The sequence below is a fragment of the Segetibacter koreensis DSM 18137 genome (genome assembly GCF_000374045.1).
GTDB lineage: Bacteria > Bacteroidota > Bacteroidia > Chitinophagales > Chitinophagaceae > Segetibacter > Segetibacter koreensis.
Genome location: NZ_KB893314.1, coordinates 145,821 through 166,448 on the forward strand (window position 1 = coordinate 145,821; position 20,628 = coordinate 166,448).

Genomic DNA, 20,628 nt, shown 5'->3' on the forward strand with positions numbered 1-20,628 from the left:
CAACAATTAGTTACTTATATAGTTATTTAAAAACGGTTAATAATTATAATAAACGAAAAAACGGCAGAAAACTTTTAATAGTAAAAAAAATAATATTATAACTTTCTCATAAATTATTATACCAGCAAAATTTCGTTTACGGCGGATTATAATGTATTTACGAGTTCATCTATTTCACTGGCATCAATTATACGATCTACCACTACGTCTGCGATAGCATGTTGGGGCATATATGCAACTTTAGCCGTAACAGGATTTTGCACAATCACTATTCCGTCATGTTTTTTTACTACTTTCAAACCTTCTGTACCGTCAGCACTTGCGCCCGAAAGCAACAGGCAAACTAATTCAGGACCGAACGCTTCTGCTGCGGTTTCAAAAGTAACATCTATACTGGGCCTGCTATAATTTACCTTTTCTGAATAATCAAGTGACAAGGTTCCATCTTTTTCTACAAGCAAATGATAATCTGCGGGAGCAACATAAATAATACCGGGTGTAAGAATATCTTTTTCTTCTGCCTCTTTCACCGGGAGCGTGGTTTTAGAAGCCAAAAGATCAGTCAAAGTTGAGTCAAAACTATTTTTTCTATGAAGTACAATAATAATGGGAAATGATAAACCTGGCCGCAAAGATGGAAGTAGCATGAGTATGACATCAAGACTACCGGCAGAACCGCCGATAATAAGAAGACTGCAATGATGCCTTATGCTACTTTTCTCCATATTTTTTCCTTTCCAACCTGGTTATACTTTGATGAAAGAGAAGAAAAGCGCAGCGTTTCTTTATTGCCTAGCGCTAAAAAACCTAATGGTTCCAGACTTTGGTCGAAAAGGGTGAATACTTTCTGCTGCAAATTATGATCAAAATAAATTAAAACATTCCTACATAAAATTAATTGAAATTCATTAAAAGAGCGATCTGATACCAGGTTATGGGTGGCAAATATTACTTTAGCCCGCAAATCCTCATTAAACTTTACATGATTGTATTTGGCAGAGTAGTAGGAGGAAAAATCGCGGATACCGCCTGAAAGAATGTAGTTTTCCGAATATTGTTTCATTTGGCTTAAAGGAAAGATGCCTGCCATTGCTTTTTTTATGACATCAGGATTTAAATCGGTAGCATATAGCAAGGATTTTTGTAACAAGTTTGCCTCCTGCAGCATTATGGCCATAGAATATACTTCTTCACCAGTTGAGCAGCCTGCGTGCCATATACGAATGAGAGGATAAGTAGACAGCACCGGCAAAATCTCAAGGCGAAGAACTTTGTAAAAAAAAGGATCACGAAACATTTCTGTTACATTCACCGTAATTTCTTCAACAAACCTTTTTAAATATTCGGGGCTGGCTCTTACTTTATAGCGAAACTCAGCAAAGCTTGGAAACTTATCTATCTGGAGCAACCGGTTTACCCGCCTTTTTAAAGAAGCGCGGGAGTAATCTGTGAAATCATATCCATATACCTCCAGCAAATCATTTAGTAAAATATCTAATTCATCGTCGTCAATTGTTCCTAATTCCACAGATACTATTTTTAAAATTTGTCCAATTTCTTAAGCAATTCATCTACATTAACAGGTTTAGAAATATAATCATCGGCCCCGGCCTTCAGGCATTTCTCCTTGTCACCAGTCATAGCTTGTGCAGTCACTGCAATTACTGTTAAGAACGACAATTTATTATTATTTCTAATTCTGTTTATTGCTTCATAACCATCCATTTCTGGCATCATCATGTCCATTAATACAATCTTTATACCTGAATTCTGTAACAGCAGGTCTATTCCTTCCCGGGCAGTTAAAGATGTATAACAAGTATACCCCTGTGAAACAAGGGTGGCTTTTAAAGCAAAAATGTTTCGACTATCGTCATCTATTATAAGAACTTGTTTTTGCAATTCATTCATTTCCAGCAATTGGATTAATTAAACTGTTTCATTACTGGCTTCCGTTTCCGAAAACCCCAACGGGTATTTGTGACCATATGGAACCGTAGCAGGTCTATTCATACAGCCACACACGAAGCAGCGAAAGCAACTGATCTATGTCGACAGGCTTGGAGATATAATCGGAAGCTCCTGCCTCAACACACTTTTCCCTGTCTCCTGTCATTGCCTTTGCCGTGACAGCTATTATTGGCAGATCTTTATATTTAAAATTTTCTCTTATTTTTTTTGTGGCCTCATAGCCATCCATAACCGGCATCATTACATCCATGAGCACAATGTCTACATCAGTATTTTCCTCTAAGCGTGTTAATGCTTCTTCCCCGTCCATTGCAGATAATACTTTCATATTATTTTGCTCTAAGACTTTTGTCAGGGAAAAAATGTTTCTAACATCATCATCAACAATTAATATTGTTTTATCACTTAAAACTTCTATAAGGATTCCTGAATTTTTATACTTGGCGGGCTGTTTTTCATTTTGCTTATTCTCTTCCACAAGATGCAGGAACAGTGAAACCTCATCTAATATGCGCTGATAAGAAAAAGCGGTTTTAATAACAATAGAATCAGCATATTGTTTTATTTTTTGTTCTTCGCCTTTAGAAAGGTTTTTACCCGTGAAAATAATAATGGGCAAATTTTCAAGTTCGTTATCTTTCCGTATTGTTTCCAGCGTTTCGTAGGCATTCGTATCAGGAATACCCATGTCAAGAATAACACATTCTACATCTTCACGTTTTAATGCTGTAATTCCAGTATTAATATTATTTGAAATTTCCGGTTTTATATTAAAAGTCTGAAGAAAATAAGCGAGGGCCTGGGCATGTTTTGGGTTCTCTTCTACGATCAGGACTTTTTTACCTCGTCGTGAAACTACCTGTTCTATTTTTTTAAACACTTGCTGCAATTGTTCTACGGCTACCGGCTTATTTATAAAATCGATAGCACCTTTTTGCAGGCTTTCTTTCCTTGCAGAATTCGCCGACATCATATGTACGGGAATATGGCGGGTAAAAGGATTACTCTTTAATTCTTCCATTACCTCCCACCCATCTTTTACAGGAAGCTGAATATCGAGCAAAATGCCTGTAGGATTATATTCCCGCGCCAAATCGATACCTTCATCACCTCTTACGGCCACGACCGCTTTGTATCCTTTTGAGCGCGTATAGTCGAGTAAAGCTTTTGCAAAAGCTATGTCATCTTCAACAATCAATATCGTTTTGTCATTAGCTGAAACACTGTTTCTGTCGTCCTGCACTACAGGAGAAATTAAGGGAGTTTTAGGTTCTGAATTCTCCGGTGATCTATTTTCTCCTGTTTCTTTTACCGGGATTTCTAACGCAATATCATCAAAAACGGAAGGCTTTTCTTTGTTTTTTTCAACAGATCTTGTCTTAGGTATATGAACAATAAATTCGCTTCCTTTGCCAGGCTCGCTTGTTACACTTATTTCTCCTCCCAACAGCTTACTTAGTTGCCTGCTGATTGATAATCCTAATCCTGTACCACCGAATTTTCTACGGGTAGAGCCATCCTCCTGTTGAAACGCTTCGAATATCATTTGCTGCTTTTCTTTGACAATACCTATGCCGGTGTCTTTAACGGAAAAAGCTATAAATGAACTGTTCTCAGACGCATTAGACACATGAACTTTTACACACCCGTTAGACGTGAACTTGAGTGCATTTGAAATAAGATTTTTTAAAACCTGCCCAAGTCTCATCTTGTCGGTTTCGATAGAAGGGGAAACATCTTCATCTATACTTATACTAAAATCCAGCTTTTTTTCTTTTGCTATTGGTGAAAATAGTGATTGAAGGTCATTGGTAATTGTTGTAATATCAACTTTATCAAATTCAAGCTCCATTTTACCAGCCTCTATTTTAGACAAATCAAGTATCTCATCTATTAACGCTAATAAACCATTGCCCGAGCTTTGTATAACCTGTGCATATTCTACCTGCTCGCCCGAAAGATTTTTTTGTGTATTTTCTGCAAGTAATCTTGATAACAATAAAATAGAGTTAAGAGGTGTTCTTAGTTCATGAGACATGTTAGCAAGAAATTCTGACTTATACCGAGTGCTCAACTCTAACTCCCGGGCCTTTTGCTGTATTTCTATATTTCGCTCTACAATTAACTGGTTTCTTTCTTCAACTATTTTTGTACGTTCTTCCAGTTCCTGGTTGGTCTGCATCAACTCTTCCTGTTGTACGCGGAGCTCCTCTTCTGATGCCTGCAGCTTTTGGGCCTGTGCCTCCAGTTCGGTGTTCATGTTTTCAAGCTCACTGTGCTGCACCCTTAATTCTTCCGCCTGCGACTTTGTTCTATCCAAAAGCTCCTGCAAGCGGGCACGGTTCTTTGCAGTTATCAGCGCAACAGTAATATTTGATTTTACCTGTTCAACCATTGCGAGTGCCGTATCGCTAAACGCAGATAGAGATCCGATTTCTATAACACCTTCCAGCACTTTTTCGCGCACCAAAGGAATTATTAAAACATGTTTTGGCTTCGCACTTCCGGTAGCTGACTTTATTACCATATATTCATCTGGCAGGTCTTGCAGATAAAGAGTTTCGTTTTTCAAAGCAGCCTGTCCCACCAGGGTTTCTCCTAATTTAATTTTCGCCGGAACAGTGTTTACATCGGGAACAGCATAACCTGCTTTATATTCTAAAACGTTATTTTCTAATGAATAGAACAAACCCACCTCGCAACCCAAATAACCAACTAAAGCATTTAGTGCGTCTTTTGCCACTAAACACACGTCTTTTTCACCTGCTATGCTGTCGTTTACTGCTTCAACTCCTGTATGTATCCATATCTTATCCTGGTTTTCCTTATTAAAGCCGCGCAGCGCCAGCGTCATTCTTTTTATAGAATTTGAAAGAATATCTTCTTCACTCCTGGGTGTTATTACCACATTAAAGTTTCCTTGTCCTATAGCATCTGCAGCGTCTGCCAGCACTTTGTTATTTGCATCTATTTTTAAAATAGATTCCGCAACTTTACCTATTACATCACGAGATTTGATAGTAAACGATACACCAGTCTTTCCTTCAGAGATTTTTTCTGCAGCAACGTTTACTTCAGTCAACATTTTATTTATAACTGTGATAGTATAAGTAACTATAATGACTACAGTGATCAAACCAATAACAATAAAAATAAGAGTATCTCTTTTGTCATTCTTTTCGTTGGTATAAATAATGTTTACAGAGTCATCAACTTGTCTTAACAAATTTCTCTGCAGTTTTTTTAATTCGTCTACTCCGTTTGCAGAAATCGTCCACCAGGTTTCTGCATTTAAAGTATTATCAATATTCCCTTTATAAAAGAGGTTATCAAGGTATTGAATCGTTGTTTTCAAATCACCTCTATTCCTTATTTTGTTGTAATTAAAAATCGATTTGGTAGAAGATTTAATTAAAAATTCCGTTTGAAAAGAATTGTATATATCATAAATATTATGTAGTTGGGTAATAATTTGAGCGGGCGGAACTTTTTTATACAAATCATAATATATGTTTGCCCTTAGTATTCCAAGATAGGTTATAAGTTCAGAAAGCAATTTCTGACCTGCGAGTTCACGGCTTACAGGCCTAAGGTAAATAATGTTACCGGCAGAAACGTTATTTAAATTGTTTAATCTGAAAATAGTATTGGTATAAAAGTTCATTAAATCCTCAGGCGAGATACGATTGCCATCAATCATACGGCGTGTGTCTTCAAGCCGATTGAGCATTGTATAACCATCAAAGCCTGTTAACATTTCATCTGTAGAGTCCTTTAGCTTATTATACGCTTCATCTGTTTTTACCCGTTGCAATACCAACTGGTTTTGATTGTCTTTTTTTATCACGTACCCGAAACTGTAGCGCCTTTCAGTTTGTAGTTCATCAATAAGTCCACTTATGGCCGATGACCTGTCGATACGCTTTTGATATTCCTCAAGTATATTTATTCTTTCTGTTTTTTCTTTATATACTTCTGAAGCAAGGAAAATAAAAAAGACAAGCGGAAGAAACGCTATAAGCATTAGTTTCGCAGGGAGAGCCAACTTGCTAAAAAAACTATTCATATTGTTTAGAGCCTTATTTTAGATTTCAATATTTTTCACTCTGTAACTTTCGATTGTTTCAGGGGTAAGATAATTTTGAAAGTTGATCCTACATTCTCTTTACTGCTTGCAGTAATACATCCGTGATGTTTATCCATAATTTTTTTGGCTACGGCAAGACCGATACCTGTGCCTTCATATTTGTCTCTTGAATTTAATCTTTGAAACAACGTAAAAATCTTATTAGAATATTTTTCATCAAATCCAATTCCATTATCTTGTATTTCCATTACACAGTACTTTTCGGCACCTTTTACTAAATCTGCTACTTCTTCTGATTCTACAATTTCTGATGTTACTTTTATGACTGGCGCTACATCTTTTTTTGAAAATTTAAGCGCATTACTAATTAAATTTTGAAACAACTGCCTTATTAAACCCGGTATTACTTCAGCCTGAGGCAGTTGGTGAACGTTTATGGTTGCTTTTTTTTCAGCTATCAATAATTCAAGATCAAAAAGTATTTCCTGCAATATTTTATTAAGGTCGGCCACTTCAAAAAAATGTGCGTGAGACAAGCGTGAGTAATTGAGCAAGTCATTTATTAACCTGCTCATTCGAGCTGAAGATGTAATGACTTTATCAAGATAATTATCAAGATTATTATTCTCAAGCAAACTCTTTTCTTTAATAATATTGCTATATACCTGTATTTTGCGCAAAGGCTCTTTTAGATCGTGTGAAGCAACAGATGCAAACTGCTGCAGATCATTGTTACTAACTTCAAGCTCGGTATTTAATTTCTGAAGTTCCTGCGTTCTTTCTTCTACTTTTTTCTCCAATATTTCGTTCATCATTTTTTGATGATTGATATCGGTAAAAGTTCCAACCCATTTTGCAATATTTTCATCAGTTATTACAGGTATCGCTCTTAATAAATGATACCTGTATTCCTGAGACTGCATTTTTTTTATTTGCACCTCCATCTCAAGCGTTTGCCCAAACTGTACCGTTTCTATCCACTGTTTAGAAAGATCTATATTATTTTTATAAGTCTCGGGAAACCGGTTTTTATCAGGCGCATATTCATACCAATGTTCATTAACATACTCAATAGTACCATCTGCATTTGCAGTGAAAGCTATTTGCGGTATTGATTCAAGAATAGAAGTTAACTCTTTTGCCTTTTTATTTAAAGCTTTTTCTGCCTCTTTCCTTACTTCAACCTCTTTCTGCAATGCAACCTGCGCCTCCTTAAGATCGTTTGTCTGCTCATACAGCCGATAAAAAGTTTTTACTTTGAGCATCAAAATATCCGGATCAACGGGCTTGGTTATATAATCGATTGCCCCTGAAGTATATCCTTTAGTAATGAATTTTTTATGTGTACTGACGGCTGAAAGAAAAATGATAGGAGTTGCCTGGGCCTTTTTATATCCGGAAATAGCCTCAGCTACTTCAAAACCGTCCATAGAAGGCATTTGAACATCAAGTATTATTAAAGCATATGTTTTTCTCAAAACTTTTTTCAACGCCTCCTCACCTGAAAGGGCAGTATCAACCTCAAAATTGTTGAGCTCTAAGACTTTTCTTAAGGAAAAAAGATTTTCACTTTTGTCGTCAACTATCAAAATCATACGCGTCAAAGATATTTTTAAATATTGATATGGAAGTTTGCCAAAAGCATTTAAGAAAAATCTATAATAGCTGTTGTAAGCATATTTTTTGCTATAACCATTTGTTCTGTTTCTATCGCGAATACCACACTCAACTTATATAGTGTTTCATTGCGCAAATATTAGAGTTTATGATTTCATCTTTGCCCGTACTACAAAATTTTATAAAAATTGTTATATCTTCTTTCGACAATCTACTTTGAATTATAAAAGCGAGGCGGATCAAAGTTTAAATAAATCAACTTTCCATAATGATTTAACAAATATTCTTTTTATAAAATCGGTACCACTATAGTCTTATAAATAAAAATTACGCCATGAAAATGTTTTATCATTTTTTCACGATATTTATTCTTATTTCTTCTACTATGCATGCCCAGAATCCTCAGGACTCAGTACATGCAAAACCTTCTGAGCAAAAAGAAATTAAGGCAACAAATCGTTTAAAAAAAGAACTCGAGCAAAAGCAATTATCTGCCCCTCCCGAAAGAATAGCCGTTACAAAGGATGACTGGCAACATACGGTTAAAAAAAAGAATAAAAAGTGTAAACCTGCAGGTTTAAAAAAACGTAATAAACAAAGTGAGTAAAAGAGTTGGGCTGCAATAATTAGTACACGTCTACGCAATGCTATTGCGGACGCATCTAAAGCTAAAGTTGGATTGAAAAACAATTATTTTCATAGGTTGACGCCAGGTTTGATGTATAAAAAAGTCCGCGACAAGTTGTTGTCCGGACTTTTTTGGTGTAAAAGAATTTTTATTTTATTTATTCTTTTCTATAAACATACCATTGAAGTGTTTACTCTCAAGGGTGCGGTTGGCGGAGTCAAACTGTTTTTGCATTTTCATCTGCTTTTTATATACCTGCTCACCTTGCTCGGTGGCTCTGAACGAACCGGTGCTGATATACTTTAGCGCACTGGCCAAAGATGGTTCGGTAATATCTCCCCAGTTTTTACTAACACCATCCGGAGCTATCTTATCGGGAGCAAAACCATTATAATAATCGGCATTGCCAGCACTGTTTACAGTTTTAAAAGATATAGGATAAATGGAATAATTAAAAATATCTACAGGAAAGAAGCCGACTGGTTTTCCATAAGTTGTATCACCAATCAACTTCACATCCATATAAGGTTTTAAATTGTTGATCAGCAATTCGCTGGCTGAAGCCGTACCGCCGGTAACGATAAAAAATACGCGATTTAAATTAAGTGAGCCGGTATTTGCAAAATTCTGCGTATTGTTTGCCTCTGAGAATGATTCGTTTTCAAAACCTGCTTTATGTTTTAACAAAGGAAAATCGCCCTTTTGCAAAGATTCGTTATAAACATATTTATACATTGTCTTATTGTTTACAGAGGCAGGGGCAATAAGGTCGGCAAGTGCATCTTGCGTTGCCGTAGAGCCACCGGGATTGTAACGTAAGTCTACTACCAGTTCATTAATTCCCTGTGATTTGAAATTACTGAAAACTGTATTCAATTCAGTACGCGAAGGGGCGCCAAAAAATTGTTTATAAACAAAATAACCAATTTTTTTGCCTCCATAATTGATAACATTACTATACAAGACAGAATTGGAGATAAAGCTTGTTTTGCTTAAACTGGCAGTAGCCGTGGTGCCATCTGGTTTTACAAAACCGAAAGAAGCGCTGGTAGTGTTGCCAAAAAAAACTTTATTTAAAAGATCTATACTCGATTGCGAATAAGTAACAGGAGTATTATTTATTGAATTAATAGACCAGCCTCGATTTACGCCCGCTAAACCTGCAGGTGATTTATCAAAAACATAGGTAACAAACCAACGAACAGAATCTATCGGATCAGCCTTATCAATTGAAGCAGCTTTGATAAAAAAGCCATAGTCAACGTCTGCGCCGGTCTGAAGCCCTTCAGAAGTCTCTTTTGTAGTAACAAAACTAAAACGATCAAGCGGTTCAAGATTACGAATTGCGTTCATTACTAATGAGGCAGATTTCTCATCATCTGAACCTTGGTACTGACGGGGATTAAAAGCTTCATATGAAGGAAGAACATCGCGCCACAAATAAATCTCTTTAGAATATAAGTAAACAGAATCTTTTAAAAGATCGGTTTGAGATAAAGAAGAAGTATCTGATTTGGAGGGCGAAGGAGTATTATTTATATCCTTTTTGCAGGAAGTAATAAAAAGGATAAGAATAGTGGAAATCGTTATTGGTATTTTGGGCATGGTTTTTAAAAAATTATTGTAAATAACACTAAAAAAAGGAATATAGATTTTAATGAATTGTCAATTATACAAACGTAGGCAGACTTTATATTAGTCTTAAGAAAACATACACTAATTCTTTCGTTATTAACAACCAAAACTTTTACAACTCTTTTACTATTAATGATGTACATTTGCATCATTCGTATATTTTCTCTTAGCCGACCCGATAATCTTCCTTCTCCTTTTAAAGCTTCATCTGGTCATATGATGAGCATTATATTCAATCAATCTTCACATACTTTTTGGAAGATTGTAATTTATTTATAAAAACATTCATTTCAATTGTTGTTCGAAAATTTAAATCTAATCGAGCCTATTTTAAAAGCGCTCAAAAAAGAAGGATATACAAATCCTACACCAATACAGGAACAATCTATTCCTGTTGTATTAGAAAGAAAAGACCTTTTAGGATGTGCACAAACAGGCACCGGTAAAACTGCTGCTTTTGCTATTCCCATACTACAAATATTGCATCAGCAAAAACCGGTTCAAAAAGAACGTAAGCAAATACAGTGTCTGATACTTACCCCTACCCGTGAATTGGCCATACAAATTGGCGAAAGTTTTATGGCTTATGGAGAATATACAGGTCTTAACCACCTGGTTGTTTTTGGTGGAGTATCGCAGGTGCCACAGGTTAATGCATTGCGTCATGGGATAGATATACTGATTGCTACTCCCGGCAGATTACTTGATCTTGTTGATCAACGACACATTCATTTGCAAAACATAAACATGTTTGTTTTGGATGAAGCGGATCGCATGCTTGACATGGGCTTTATACATGATGTTAAAAAAGTAATAGCCAAATTACCAGCTAAAAAACAAACACTGTTTTTCTCAGCTACTATGCCTGCGGAAATATCGAAGCTGGCAGATACTATTTTAAATAATCCTGTAAAAGTAGAAGTAACCCCCGTTTCTTCCACAGCAGAGAAAGTTGAGCAGGCAATATATTTTGTAGAAAAAGAAAATAAGCCTTCATTGTTGCTGCATCTTTTACAAGACAACGACATTAAAAGTGCGTTGGTGTTTACGCGTACCAAACATGGCGCAGATAAAGTTGTAAAATTTTTAAACCGGTCAAATGTAGAGGCCGAAGCAATACATGGCGAAAAATCGCAGACGGCAAGGCAACGTGCTTTATCGCTCTTTAAAAATGGCGAGTTAAGAGTACTTGTAGCAACTGATATTGCATCGAGAGGGATTGATGTCAATGATCTTTCGCACGTTATCAATTTTGAACTGCCAAACGTTCCTGAAACTTATGTACACCGCATCGGTCGTACAGGCCGGGCGGGCGCTAGTGGTATCGCCTTATCTTTTTGCGATGCTGAAGAGCGTGCTTACCTTAAAGACATTAATAAGCTTACTGCTCAATCCGTTCCTGTTGTTGAAGATCATCCTTACCATAGTAACAACAGTAGGGTTAAAAATACCAGCAGCAGTAATTTTAACAGGTCTGCAGCCCGTAATAACGCACAAAGAAGAGAAAGAACCTGGACAAGAAATCCGATTCCTAAATTGAAAGCGGCTTTATAAATAAAAAAACTCTCCAAAAAAATTGGAGAGTTTTTTATTTAGGGGGATTTATGAATACAGTTAGCAGCTGCGCTTGTCTTTCTTCCTTGTAATGTTGTAGCTAATTCAATTTATTTCTGCAATTTTTGTCCATTATTTCCTATTGAATAATATCCTTTATTAATCCCAGGAATCATATTTTGAATAACCTTCGAATTTGTTTCGATATAGAAATAAAACCTGTCGGATGTAAATGGATACTTAATTTTTTCAATGTTACTTTCAATAGAATAATACCCTTTTGGTTTTGTAGCTAAAATGTTGCTTTTGAGAGTGCTGCTGTCTTCGTTTTTCCTTATTGAATTCGTTCTGGCTGCAACACGATTAAGCTTTTCTCCATTATTATATATTGAATAATAACCTTTAGCTGCAGCAGTCGATAAAGATTTTTGTGCTAATGAACATGTAGTGATATATAGAAAGCATGCTGATAAAATAAAAGCGAGTGCTTTGGGTTTATTTTTTTCCATAATTAAAAAAAATTATCTGAAAAACCTTTGTGTGCGCTATTAGAATTATGAAAAGGAATTTCTTGATTTTTAATAGAATTGTCTAATGATTGTAGTTGTAACAGAAGTATTTGCTGCAGGACAATCTCAAATTCTTAACACACAGTTTTTTATGAAGATGTTGACAGTGGAAGATTGAGATAATATTTTATTAGCTGAATTGGTATGAAGGTAGTACGGCGAGATATAAACTGTAGCAGATGGAGCGAAAAAAATTATTCCAGGTATTTTAAATACTCGTGATGCTGGAAACTGTCTGTGAAGCTTACATAGCTTACAGCCTTTTAAACAAGGCAGATCTTTACTTAAATCACCCTTATCATCTTTGAATAAGCTTCTGCTAAAATGCGAATCCAAACAATAAGGTTTGGAGATGACTGCACCAGCAGTAAAGCTGAAATATATTATGACTAATATGCAAGCAATAATTCGTCGCATCGTGAAGCAAAACTACCTTTTGACCACTCAATAAAAATTCTCCAATTTGTTAAAAATGAAGCTTACGCTTCTACAAATTCGATTTCTAATTTGTCGGGATTATTAATATTTACGATAGGGCATTTCTATCTTTTTTACCAAAAAATTCAAAAAAAATTTTAATCATTTTGCAAAACCAGTATATGCGATACTATAGTTAGAAAGACTAGGTCCAATACAAAATGTCAGCTTTAGGAAACCGGTCTTTAATCTCCTGGTAAAAAAATTTCTTCATTACATTCATTGTCTCTTGGGGGTAAACATATTTACTTCCTCCAAACTTATTTCGCTTTACAGCCCTGCTGCTTTCATCCATTTCGAGGCTGGTATTTGGGTACCACTCTAAAAGCACTTCTTTAGAACCCGGCGTGAAACGATGAGTAATGAGCTCAAAGGTAAGATTTGCAGGAAAGTCAAGGTTTTCCTGAATTTGATCTAATAATAAACTATATTCTTCCTGCCAGTTAGCAACGGGCATAATAGGTGCAAGCACAATACCAATCGGGTACGCACCTCCCCCATTTTCTCGTGGGAAAGCTAACTTTCGTAAAGCTTGTATTCGTGCATTTATAGTTGCAGTACCACCTTCTAAATGCCGACTGACAGCGTTAGCATTTAAACTTACTCGCCAGCGACTGCGACCATTATGATCAATATTCAGCAAAGGATCAACAGCGGTAAATTTTGTTACGAACCTTAAATGACCGTCATGGCGGTTGCCAAAAAATTGTATTGTTTCAGCGAGACTGCCGGTCAAATGTTCTATACTAAGCGGATCAGTATAACAACTGGCTTCAAACGAAGTAACTTTTCCCGGTAACTTATAATTTAATGTATTTTGCAAAATTGAAGGCAGATTAGCAAATACACGAATTGCAGGTGGACCCTGCAGGCTTCCTGCAAGATAACAATACTGGCAATGTGCAGGACAACCTTCAGCCAGGTGAAACTGAAAATCAGCCGAGGGGGGAATAGGACGAAGCTTAAAAGCAGACGGTGGCGCATTTACTATAGCCAAGGTACTTTTGGCCAATTGATACGTTTCCCTCTCCGTTTCACCCCGCAAACCCGTGAGGCGGTTATTTTTTAAAACCTCAATTGGTAAATTATATTGATTAACCCGCTCATAAATTTTTTCCCCAAAAGGTTCCTTTATTGCATCTGGCGTAAAAAGTACTTTCTTAGGCATCCAAAGTTTAGCAGGTTTTCCTGGCTCAATTGCCGTGTCACCAGTAGAAAAAGTGTTTAATGTTTTCATTCAATTTATAACACGATTCGCAGCCCCTTTGTTGGTCTTTGACATTATGGCCGGTATAAGAATTCGTTAAAAGAAAAGCTATTTATAGCCTCCCTAATTCCGGGATTATTTACAAAAAAGAGTTCTGTAATGTAAAATACGGCAGCACAATCCTTCGATTTTAATTAACACTCATTTATACGCTTATACTTAAACTTCTATTATAACCCTAGGTCTACTTATCTCAAACAATGATTGCAATGAAAAAAATAACATTAGGCGTAATGGCACTCGCAATAGGTTTTTCTTCAATGGCGCAAATTGCAGATTCTACCTCTAACAAACACAAGACATTTCATAACCGTGAAAATCATTTAGGTGGTCAAAATCTTGAAAAGCTGAATTTAACGGACGATCAAAAAGCACAGATAAAAATCGTTAATGAAAACTTCAGGCAGCAAATGCAGGATGTAAGGAAAAATGCAAATAATAATGCAGACGATCTAAAAGCGAAAAGACGGGACCTGATGAAGGAGCATAAAGAAAAAATCAATGCAATTCTTACTCCTGCACAAAGAAAACAGGCAGAAGATATGAGGCAGGAATTTGCAAAAGAAAATAAAGGGCAAATGCATGGTCAAAGATTTGAAGAAATGACAAAAGACTTACATCTCACACCAGAGCAGGCAGCAAAAATGAAAGATTTAAATGCTGCGTTTAGAACAGACATACAAAGCATTCGTCAAAACAACTCTTTAAGTCAGCAAGAAAAGAAAGAACAGTTGAAAAGTCTTATGAAGAAGCACAGGGCCGATATGGAAACATCACTTACCGACGAGCAAAAAGAACAATTGAAAAATAACCGCCAAAACAGGCGGCATAAGGCTGTTAAATAATCAGTAAAAGATTTAAAGTGCTATTCCTATGAGGTAAGCAGACCAGATGGTCTGCTTTTTTAATTCTACCTTTGCCAACTAAAAATTATTTACTGTTGTAAAACAGCAAGCGTTAAAAAATTACAGATGCCACGCACAGATAACTTTCAAAAGTTTGTAAAACAAAAGAAAGCAGGTACGGTTAAAGAAGAAGTCCGTCAACAAAAAAAGAAAGAAAAAAAAGAAAAAGCTGCAGCAATTGAAGCTCACTTCGAAAGAAAAAGAGCAGAAAGAGCCCAAAGGCAGCCCCTGACAAGTTCAGGCATCGGCAAAACCGCAAGGCCAAATAAATATCCGAAAAGCGAAGCAGAACAGCCTGTAGCCAGAACCGGAAAACCCAATAAGTATCCTAAAAAAATAACGGCGGAAACAGATGTAAAAAGTTCCACGGGCAGAGTTTCAACAGAACAAATGCCGTTAAACAAGTACATTGCTCATGGCGGCTTGTGTTCGCGTCGCGATGCAGCCCAGTTAGTGAAAGACGGAAAAGTAACGGTAAATGGCACAGTCGTAACGGAGCCGGGTACAAAGATCAGCGAAAATGACGTAGTAAAAGTTGGCGCCAAAAAAGTTACTCCCAGCAACAATTTAGTTTACATATTGCTTAATAAGCCAAAAGACTTTATTACTACATCAGAAGACCCCCAGGGTCGCAAAACTGTTCTTGATCTTGTTCGCACCGCAACTGATGAAAGAGTGTATCCCGTCGGCCGTTTAGACAGAAATACTTCCGGAGTTTTATTGCTAACCAACGATGGCGAACTCGCACAGAAATTGTCGCATCCAAGCCACGAGGTGAAAAAGGTATACGAAGTAAAACTTGATAGGGCTCTTACCAAATCTGATATGGATACAATTGCTTCCGGCATTACGTTGGAAGATGGTTTTGTAGCACCAGACGTTATTGCCTACGCAGACGCAAAAGACAAAAGCGTAATTGGTGTCGAAATTCACAGTGGACGTAACCGTATCGTCCGCCGTATGTTTGAACACTTGAAGTACGATGTAAAGGGCCTTGACCGCGTTATGTTTGCCGGGCTTACAAAAAAAGATGTTCAGCGAGGCAGGTGGCGGTTCTTAAAAGATAAGGAAATACGATTGCTTAAATTTATGAATCAATCTTTCGTAAAAGCCAAGGACTAACACAAACATTCTTTTTGGTAACCAGCTAAGGCTTTCTGTTCAGTCATCGTTGCGTCGCACACTTGTGCAGCAACAATTCTAATTCATTTTATTTTTCATTTCCTCATATGAAATTTGATATTATTTTCGAAAACGAATATTTTATTGCTATAAACAAACCGGCAGGTTTATTATCAATACCAGACCGGTTTGGAAAAGACCCTTCGCTTAAAAGCCTCTTGCAGGAGCAACTTGGTAAAATTTACACTGTTCACCGCCTCGATAAAGACACAAGCGGCCTTATCATTTTTGCTAAAGATGAGATAACACACAAAGATTTATCTCAGAAATTTGAAGGGCGTGATGTAGAAAAGTACTACCTCGGCATCGTAAACGGTACCATGATGAACCGCGAAGGGACAATTGATGTTCCCATTATGGAAGCGCCTGGCAAATCCACTTTAATGATTACTAACAAAAAAGGGAAGCCATCAGTTACAGATTATAAAGTACTTGAAGAGTTTGGATTATATTCGTGGGTAGAGTTTCAAATTCATACGGGCAGAACTCACCAGATACGTGTACATGCAAAATACCTCGGCAACTCTATTGTTTGTGATGAGTTATATGGAGACGGACAACCGATATTACTATCATCAATAAAAAGAAAATTTAAATTAAGCAAAAATGAACTGGAAGAACGTCCAATTCTTAGCCGTCTTGCCCTTCATTCCTATCAATTGAAATTTACTGATGCCGGGGGAAATAAACATGAATTGGAAGCTCCATTATCAAAAGATTTAAGGGCTTTGTTGACACAATTAAGAAAAAACGTTAGAACGACTATTTAACGACGTAATAAAACTCGGGAATAAAATAATCTTAACAGAATTAATTTTACCGGGACCATTTGTATTAAATAGAAAAGGATTTTGAGAAACGAAAAAACTTCTCAAAATCCTTTTTTATTTACGTTTATGCTCGTCTAATTCCTCGTATTCCTTTAAATACCCAAAAAACAGGCAACGACAATTATTTATTTGGCTGAGGTGTATATCTCAAATAAGGCTTCACCTCTTTTACACCTTTTGGAAACTTTTTAATAGCATCAGGGGTACTGATTGAAGGTACAACAATAACATCTTGTCCTTCTTCCCAGTTTGCAGGAGTAGCTACACTGTAATCTGCAGTAAGTTGAAGACTATCGATCACACGTAAAACCTCGAAGAAATTACGACCTGTACTTGCCGGATAAGTAATATATAATTTTAATTTTTTATCGGGCCCGATTATATATAAAGAACGAACGGTTGCGGTTGCAGATGCGTTCGGATGAATCATGTCATACAAGGTGGCTACTTTTTTGTCTTCATCAGCAATAATCGGAAACTCAACAGTCACGTTCTGTGTTTCGTTAATGTCATTTATCCAACCATGATGTTTATCAAGTGGATCAACACTAAGTGCCAGTACTTTTACATTTCTCTTTGCAAACTCATCCTTTAATGCAGCAGTTCTTCCTAACTCAGTAGTGCACACAGGCGTGTAATCGGCAGGGTGAGAAAATAGAACACCCCAGCTGTCTCCAAGGTACTCGTAAAAATCAATAGGACCGATGGTTGTATTTGCTTGAAAATTTGGAACTTCATCTCCTAAGTGTAAACTCATAAAAGAAAGATTTATATTGTTTTAATAAAAGGTGCACAAAAGTAATAAATATCCCACCAAATTCGTAGAGTAATCTTCTAACATTATCTCTACATCATTTTTCCAGGTAATTCCACAGATTGCAGATTCAGATTGCTTACCTCAGACTGTTCTTGCTTTTTTCAATGCATATTTACCAAACTTGTTTTTTACATCGTCTATGGCTTTGTACAATTCATTTTTTTTCAGACCGTCATCAAATAAACTTCCCTGAACAGGGTTATTGGTAAGCTCGCTAAGACGAACTCCTAATAATCTTACCGGTGTTCCCGGTTTATATAATTTTTTAAATAAATCTTTGGCTATTACAATCAGTTCATCATCGCGAAATGTATAATCAATCGCTACTTGTTTATTATAAGTATTAAAATCTCCATAACGGATCTTAACAGCAACGCATCCTGCAAGTTTTTCATCCTGTCTTAGCTCATATGCAACTTTTTCTGTCATTCGCACAAGTTCAGCAAGCAGAAATTCCATGTCAGACTTATTTTCTTCGAATGTATTTTCTGTCGATATTGATTTTGCTTCATGGTAAGAAGTTACTTCTCCCGTATGAATACCTTGTGATTTATTCCAAAGTTCTATTCCGTACTTACCCAATTTCGATTCCAGTTTTTTTATATCATATTCACTAACATCTTTAATTGTTTTTATGCCCATCGACAACAAAGTATGGTAGGTCTGTTCCCCAACTCCCGGTATTTTATTCACCTGCAAAGGGGCCAAAAATTCCTTTTCAAAGCCTGGGGCTATTTGTATGTATCCATTTGGTTTAGCTTCGTCTGTTGCAATTTTTGCCACCATTTTATTAGTGGCCAAAGCAAATGAGATTGGCAATCCTGTTTTATCGGTTATTTCCTGCCTCAGGTCTATAGTCCATTTGTAAGGGTCGAAATATTTATCCATACCTGTGAGGTCCAGATAAAACTCATCTATCGATGCTTTTTCAAACAGAGGCGCCCTGGCTGCAATTATTTCAGTTACCATACGGGAATACTTGCTGTAATCGCTATGACTTCCCTTCAATACAATTGCATGTGGACAGAGTTTTATCGCTTTTTTCGTAGGCATTGCACTATGAACCCCAAATTTTCGGGCTTCATAACTGCATGCTGCAACAACTCCCCTTTCGCTATGCCCGCCAACTAAAACAGCTTTGCCCTTAAGAGAGGGTTCTTTCAACACTTCAACAGAGACAAAAAAGCTGTCGAGGTCAAAGTGAGCAATATATCGTTGAGGACTTTGCATTGAATTACTAAATTAATTTAAAACCTACATTTTTGAGTAATAATTATTCTGAGGTGAAAGGTTGGGCATTTTAGTAACACAGGTTTATTAACTAAATGTTTTAACTACTATCGAATGGATGGAGTTGGCTGCAATTACACGGCAACCTTTCAGGCTAAAAGAAAAGCTATTTTAACAGCTGAATACAGAAAAATATCCATTTTTTGTAGAAGGAGTGCAAAGAGGATTTCATGTTAAAAGAAGCGAAAGTGGCTGCGTCAATTGCATAACTTATACGCCACAGGTGGGAGATACTACTAATTTCCTCGTAACACATAATTACCGTTTAGGTATCGCAGGACGAAACCCAGGGGCTAAGGGACAAACTAATGAGGTAAAAGCATGACTGATCTTTTTACATTCCTTATTGAACTTTTAAGCTTTTTATAAATTGCCTGCGTAAATATCCAATAAACCTTCCGGAAGATTTACGTATACCTGCTTTTTCTTTTTATCAATTTTTTCCAGGCTTTCCTCATGAATGGGAATGAGCGCCTCGTTGCCACCATACATAATTTTGCATAATACCTGCATCGGCTGTTCAATTACTTCAATTACTTCGCCAATTTCCTTACCCTCACTTATCATCATATAACCAAGAAGGGAGATAGGTGAAGACTGCCCGGCGTACTTGTCAAAATCAGCCTTTAGCAACCATACTTCTTTTTGAGAAAGTCTTCGCGCACTTTCTTTGGTATTAAATCCTTCCAGTTTAATATACACTTCCGCCGCATTTTTTATGGCTGTACTTTCAACAAAATAAGGTAAAAACGATTTATCTTTTTCCTCAATAAATAAGGTTTCCAATCCCTTTAGGTCCGTCTTTTTACCAAGTGCATGTTGCAATACAACTTCGCCTGTAAGGCCATGGGTCGCTACAATTTTTCCTATGCTAAAATAATCTTTCATTATTAAGATACAGTTGGAGGGTTTGAGGTACAAGGTTTAATTCCTTAACCTGTTTTTGAAAACTCAAAATTAATATCCGGCTTATATAATTTAATAAAGGCTTAAAAATGACTTGTTGGCAAATGAGATGTAACCCAACTGATGATTCCATACAGAACTTCTGGCTGCATAACAAAAAAGTCTCTAACAAATGTTAGAGACTTTAAAATTTGTATCAGTATAGTTGCTATTTATGCAGGAGGATTTCCACCGGCAGCGGGAGCGTCATTGCTTCTTTCAACGCGTCTTACAACTGGAGGGTTTCTTCTTGCCCTTTGATTTCTACGATTTTCTTCCGTACGCTTTTTTACCTGGGCTTCGTGCTCGGTGTGCCATACCTGAAATTTCTCCATAGCTGTAGCATCATCAAACAAACCTAATTTAACACCACGCAACAGGTGTTTCAGGTACAATACGCCTTTAAAGGAAAGAATTCTACGAACCGTATCTGTTGGCTGTGCACCTTTGTGCAACCAATCCAAAGCTTTTTGACGGTCTAATTGCACCGTAGCAGGTACAGTTAGTGGGTTGTAAGTTCCAATTTTTTGGATAAACTTACCATCTCTTGGTGCACGGGCATCGGCCACTACAATAAAGTAGAAGGGACGTTTTTTACTGCCGTGTCTTTGCAGTCTCATTTTTACTGGCATCTTAAATAGAAATTTAAATGCGTTAAACAATTAATTATACAGCGCGAAGATAAAACATCACGACTAAAGTTCCAAAGGAAAATATACCGCAAGTTTCATATTATTCATTACAATTTTTTCTTTAACTTTTTTAGTTGTTACTGGAATTGGCTCATAATTATAATTACTGGCAAAGCAACGACCAAAAGTCTACAAAAAAGCGGCGGCAATTAAAAATGCAAT

At 36.6% G+C, this 20,628-nt stretch carries 18 protein-coding genes; 5 read left to right on the plus strand and 13 right to left on the minus strand.

The window, feature by feature from the left end; genetic code table 11:
• Positions 1–146 precede the first annotated feature (146 nt).
• From B154_RS0100755 to B154_RS0100775, 5 genes are all read right to left on the minus strand, one after another.
• Positions 147–725: a chemotaxis protein CheB gene (locus B154_RS0100755; RefSeq protein WP_018611077.1), complete on the minus strand. Its 579-nt coding sequence runs from the start codon at positions 723–725 to the stop codon at positions 147–149.
• A complete protein-coding gene (locus tag B154_RS0100760) occupies positions 707–1,528 on the minus strand; it encodes a CheR family methyltransferase (RefSeq protein ID WP_018611079.1) in 822 nt (273 codons plus the stop codon). The genes B154_RS0100755 and B154_RS0100760 overlap by 19 nt, the downstream gene beginning before the upstream one ends.
• A gap of 11 nt (positions 1,529–1,539) precedes the next feature.
• On the minus strand, positions 1,540–1,911 hold the full coding sequence (locus B154_RS0100765) for a response regulator (RefSeq protein ID WP_018611081.1): 372 nt from the start codon (positions 1,909–1,911) through the stop codon (positions 1,540–1,542).
• 94 nt (positions 1,912–2,005) lie between these two features.
• Positions 2,006–6,037: a response regulator gene (locus tag B154_RS27330; RefSeq protein WP_018611083.1), complete on the minus strand. Its 4,032-nt coding sequence runs from the start codon at positions 6,035–6,037 to the stop codon at positions 2,006–2,008.
• 35 nt (positions 6,038–6,072) lie between these two features.
• Positions 6,073–7,653 carry a hybrid sensor histidine kinase/response regulator gene (locus tag B154_RS0100775; RefSeq protein ID WP_018611086.1) on the minus strand — a complete coding sequence of 527 codons (1,581 nt, stop codon included), beginning with the start codon at positions 7,651–7,653 and terminating at the stop codon, positions 6,073–6,075.
• 356 nt (positions 7,654–8,009) lie between these two features.
• Between B154_RS0100775 and B154_RS0100780 the strand changes: the two genes are divergently transcribed.
• Positions 8,010–8,282, plus strand: coding sequence for a hypothetical protein (locus B154_RS0100780; protein WP_018611087.1), 273 nt, complete (start codon positions 8,010–8,012; stop codon positions 8,280–8,282).
• Between the two features lie 174 nt (positions 8,283–8,456).
• On the opposite strand, the gene B154_RS0100785 is transcribed toward B154_RS0100780, so the two are convergent.
• The gene (locus tag B154_RS0100785; protein ID WP_018611089.1) at positions 8,457–9,908 is read right to left on the minus strand and encodes a S41 family peptidase; all 1,452 of its coding nucleotides are present in this window, start codon (positions 9,906–9,908) and stop codon (positions 8,457–8,459) included.
• Positions 9,909–10,235: 327 nt separating this feature from the next.
• Between B154_RS0100785 and B154_RS0100790 the strand changes: the two genes are divergently transcribed.
• Positions 10,236–11,492 carry a DEAD/DEAH box helicase gene (locus tag B154_RS0100790; RefSeq protein ID WP_018611090.1) on the plus strand — a complete coding sequence of 419 codons (1,257 nt, stop codon included), beginning with the start codon at positions 10,236–10,238 and terminating at the stop codon, positions 11,490–11,492.
• A gap of 110 nt (positions 11,493–11,602) precedes the next feature.
• Here the strand turns inward: B154_RS0100790 and B154_RS0100795 are convergent, their stop codons facing one another.
• From B154_RS0100795 to B154_RS0100805, 3 genes are all read right to left on the minus strand, one after another.
• Positions 11,603–12,001 (minus strand): hypothetical protein, encoded by a 399-nt coding sequence (locus B154_RS0100795; RefSeq protein ID WP_018611091.1) that lies wholly within the window; start codon positions 11,999–12,001, stop codon positions 11,603–11,605.
• A gap of 126 nt (positions 12,002–12,127) precedes the next feature.
• Entirely contained in the window at positions 12,128–12,478 is a 351-nt protein-coding gene (locus B154_RS34065; protein WP_483826378.1) for an HYC_CC_PP family protein, read from the minus strand.
• A 205-nt stretch (positions 12,479–12,683) separates the two neighbouring features.
• Positions 12,684–13,775, minus strand: a complete 1,092-nt coding sequence (locus tag B154_RS0100805) for a spore photoproduct lyase family protein (protein WP_018611095.1) — start codon at positions 13,773–13,775, stop codon at positions 12,684–12,686.
• Between the two features lie 239 nt (positions 13,776–14,014).
• Here B154_RS0100805 and B154_RS0100810 point away from each other — a divergent pair, with 239 nt between their 5' ends.
• The 3 genes from B154_RS0100810 (at position 14,015) to B154_RS0100820 (ending at position 16,662) form a co-directional block, all read left to right on the plus strand.
• Entirely contained in the window at positions 14,015–14,650 is a 636-nt protein-coding gene (locus tag B154_RS0100810; protein ID WP_157580330.1) for a hypothetical protein, read from the plus strand.
• A 126-nt stretch (positions 14,651–14,776) separates the two neighbouring features.
• Positions 14,777–15,832: a pseudouridine synthase gene (locus B154_RS0100815; RefSeq protein WP_018611100.1), complete on the plus strand. Its 1,056-nt coding sequence runs from the start codon at positions 14,777–14,779 to the stop codon at positions 15,830–15,832.
• 107 nt (positions 15,833–15,939) lie between these two features.
• Positions 15,940–16,662: an RluA family pseudouridine synthase gene (locus B154_RS0100820; protein WP_018611101.1), complete on the plus strand. Its 723-nt coding sequence runs from the start codon at positions 15,940–15,942 to the stop codon at positions 16,660–16,662.
• A gap of 181 nt (positions 16,663–16,843) precedes the next feature.
• On the opposite strand, the gene B154_RS0100825 is transcribed toward B154_RS0100820, so the two are convergent.
• The 4 genes from B154_RS0100825 to rpsP all read right to left on the minus strand — a co-directional run bounded on the left by B154_RS0100825 (position 16,844) and on the right by rpsP (position 20,394).
• Complete coding sequence (locus B154_RS0100825) at positions 16,844–17,479, minus strand: peroxiredoxin (RefSeq protein WP_018611103.1); 636 nt, start codon at positions 17,477–17,479, stop codon at positions 16,844–16,846.
• Between the two features lie 141 nt (positions 17,480–17,620).
• Complete coding sequence (gene dinB / locus B154_RS0100830; RefSeq protein ID WP_018611104.1) at positions 17,621–18,769, minus strand: DNA polymerase IV; 1,149 nt, start codon at positions 18,767–18,769, stop codon at positions 17,621–17,623.
• A gap of 423 nt (positions 18,770–19,192) precedes the next feature.
• Positions 19,193–19,717, minus strand: a complete 525-nt coding sequence (gene rimM / locus B154_RS0100835) for a ribosome maturation factor RimM (protein ID WP_018611106.1) — start codon at positions 19,715–19,717, stop codon at positions 19,193–19,195.
• Between the two features lie 230 nt (positions 19,718–19,947).
• A complete protein-coding gene (gene rpsP, locus B154_RS33545; protein WP_281166838.1) occupies positions 19,948–20,394 on the minus strand; it encodes a 30S ribosomal protein S16 in 447 nt (148 codons plus the stop codon).
• Positions 20,395–20,628 lie beyond the last annotated feature (234 nt).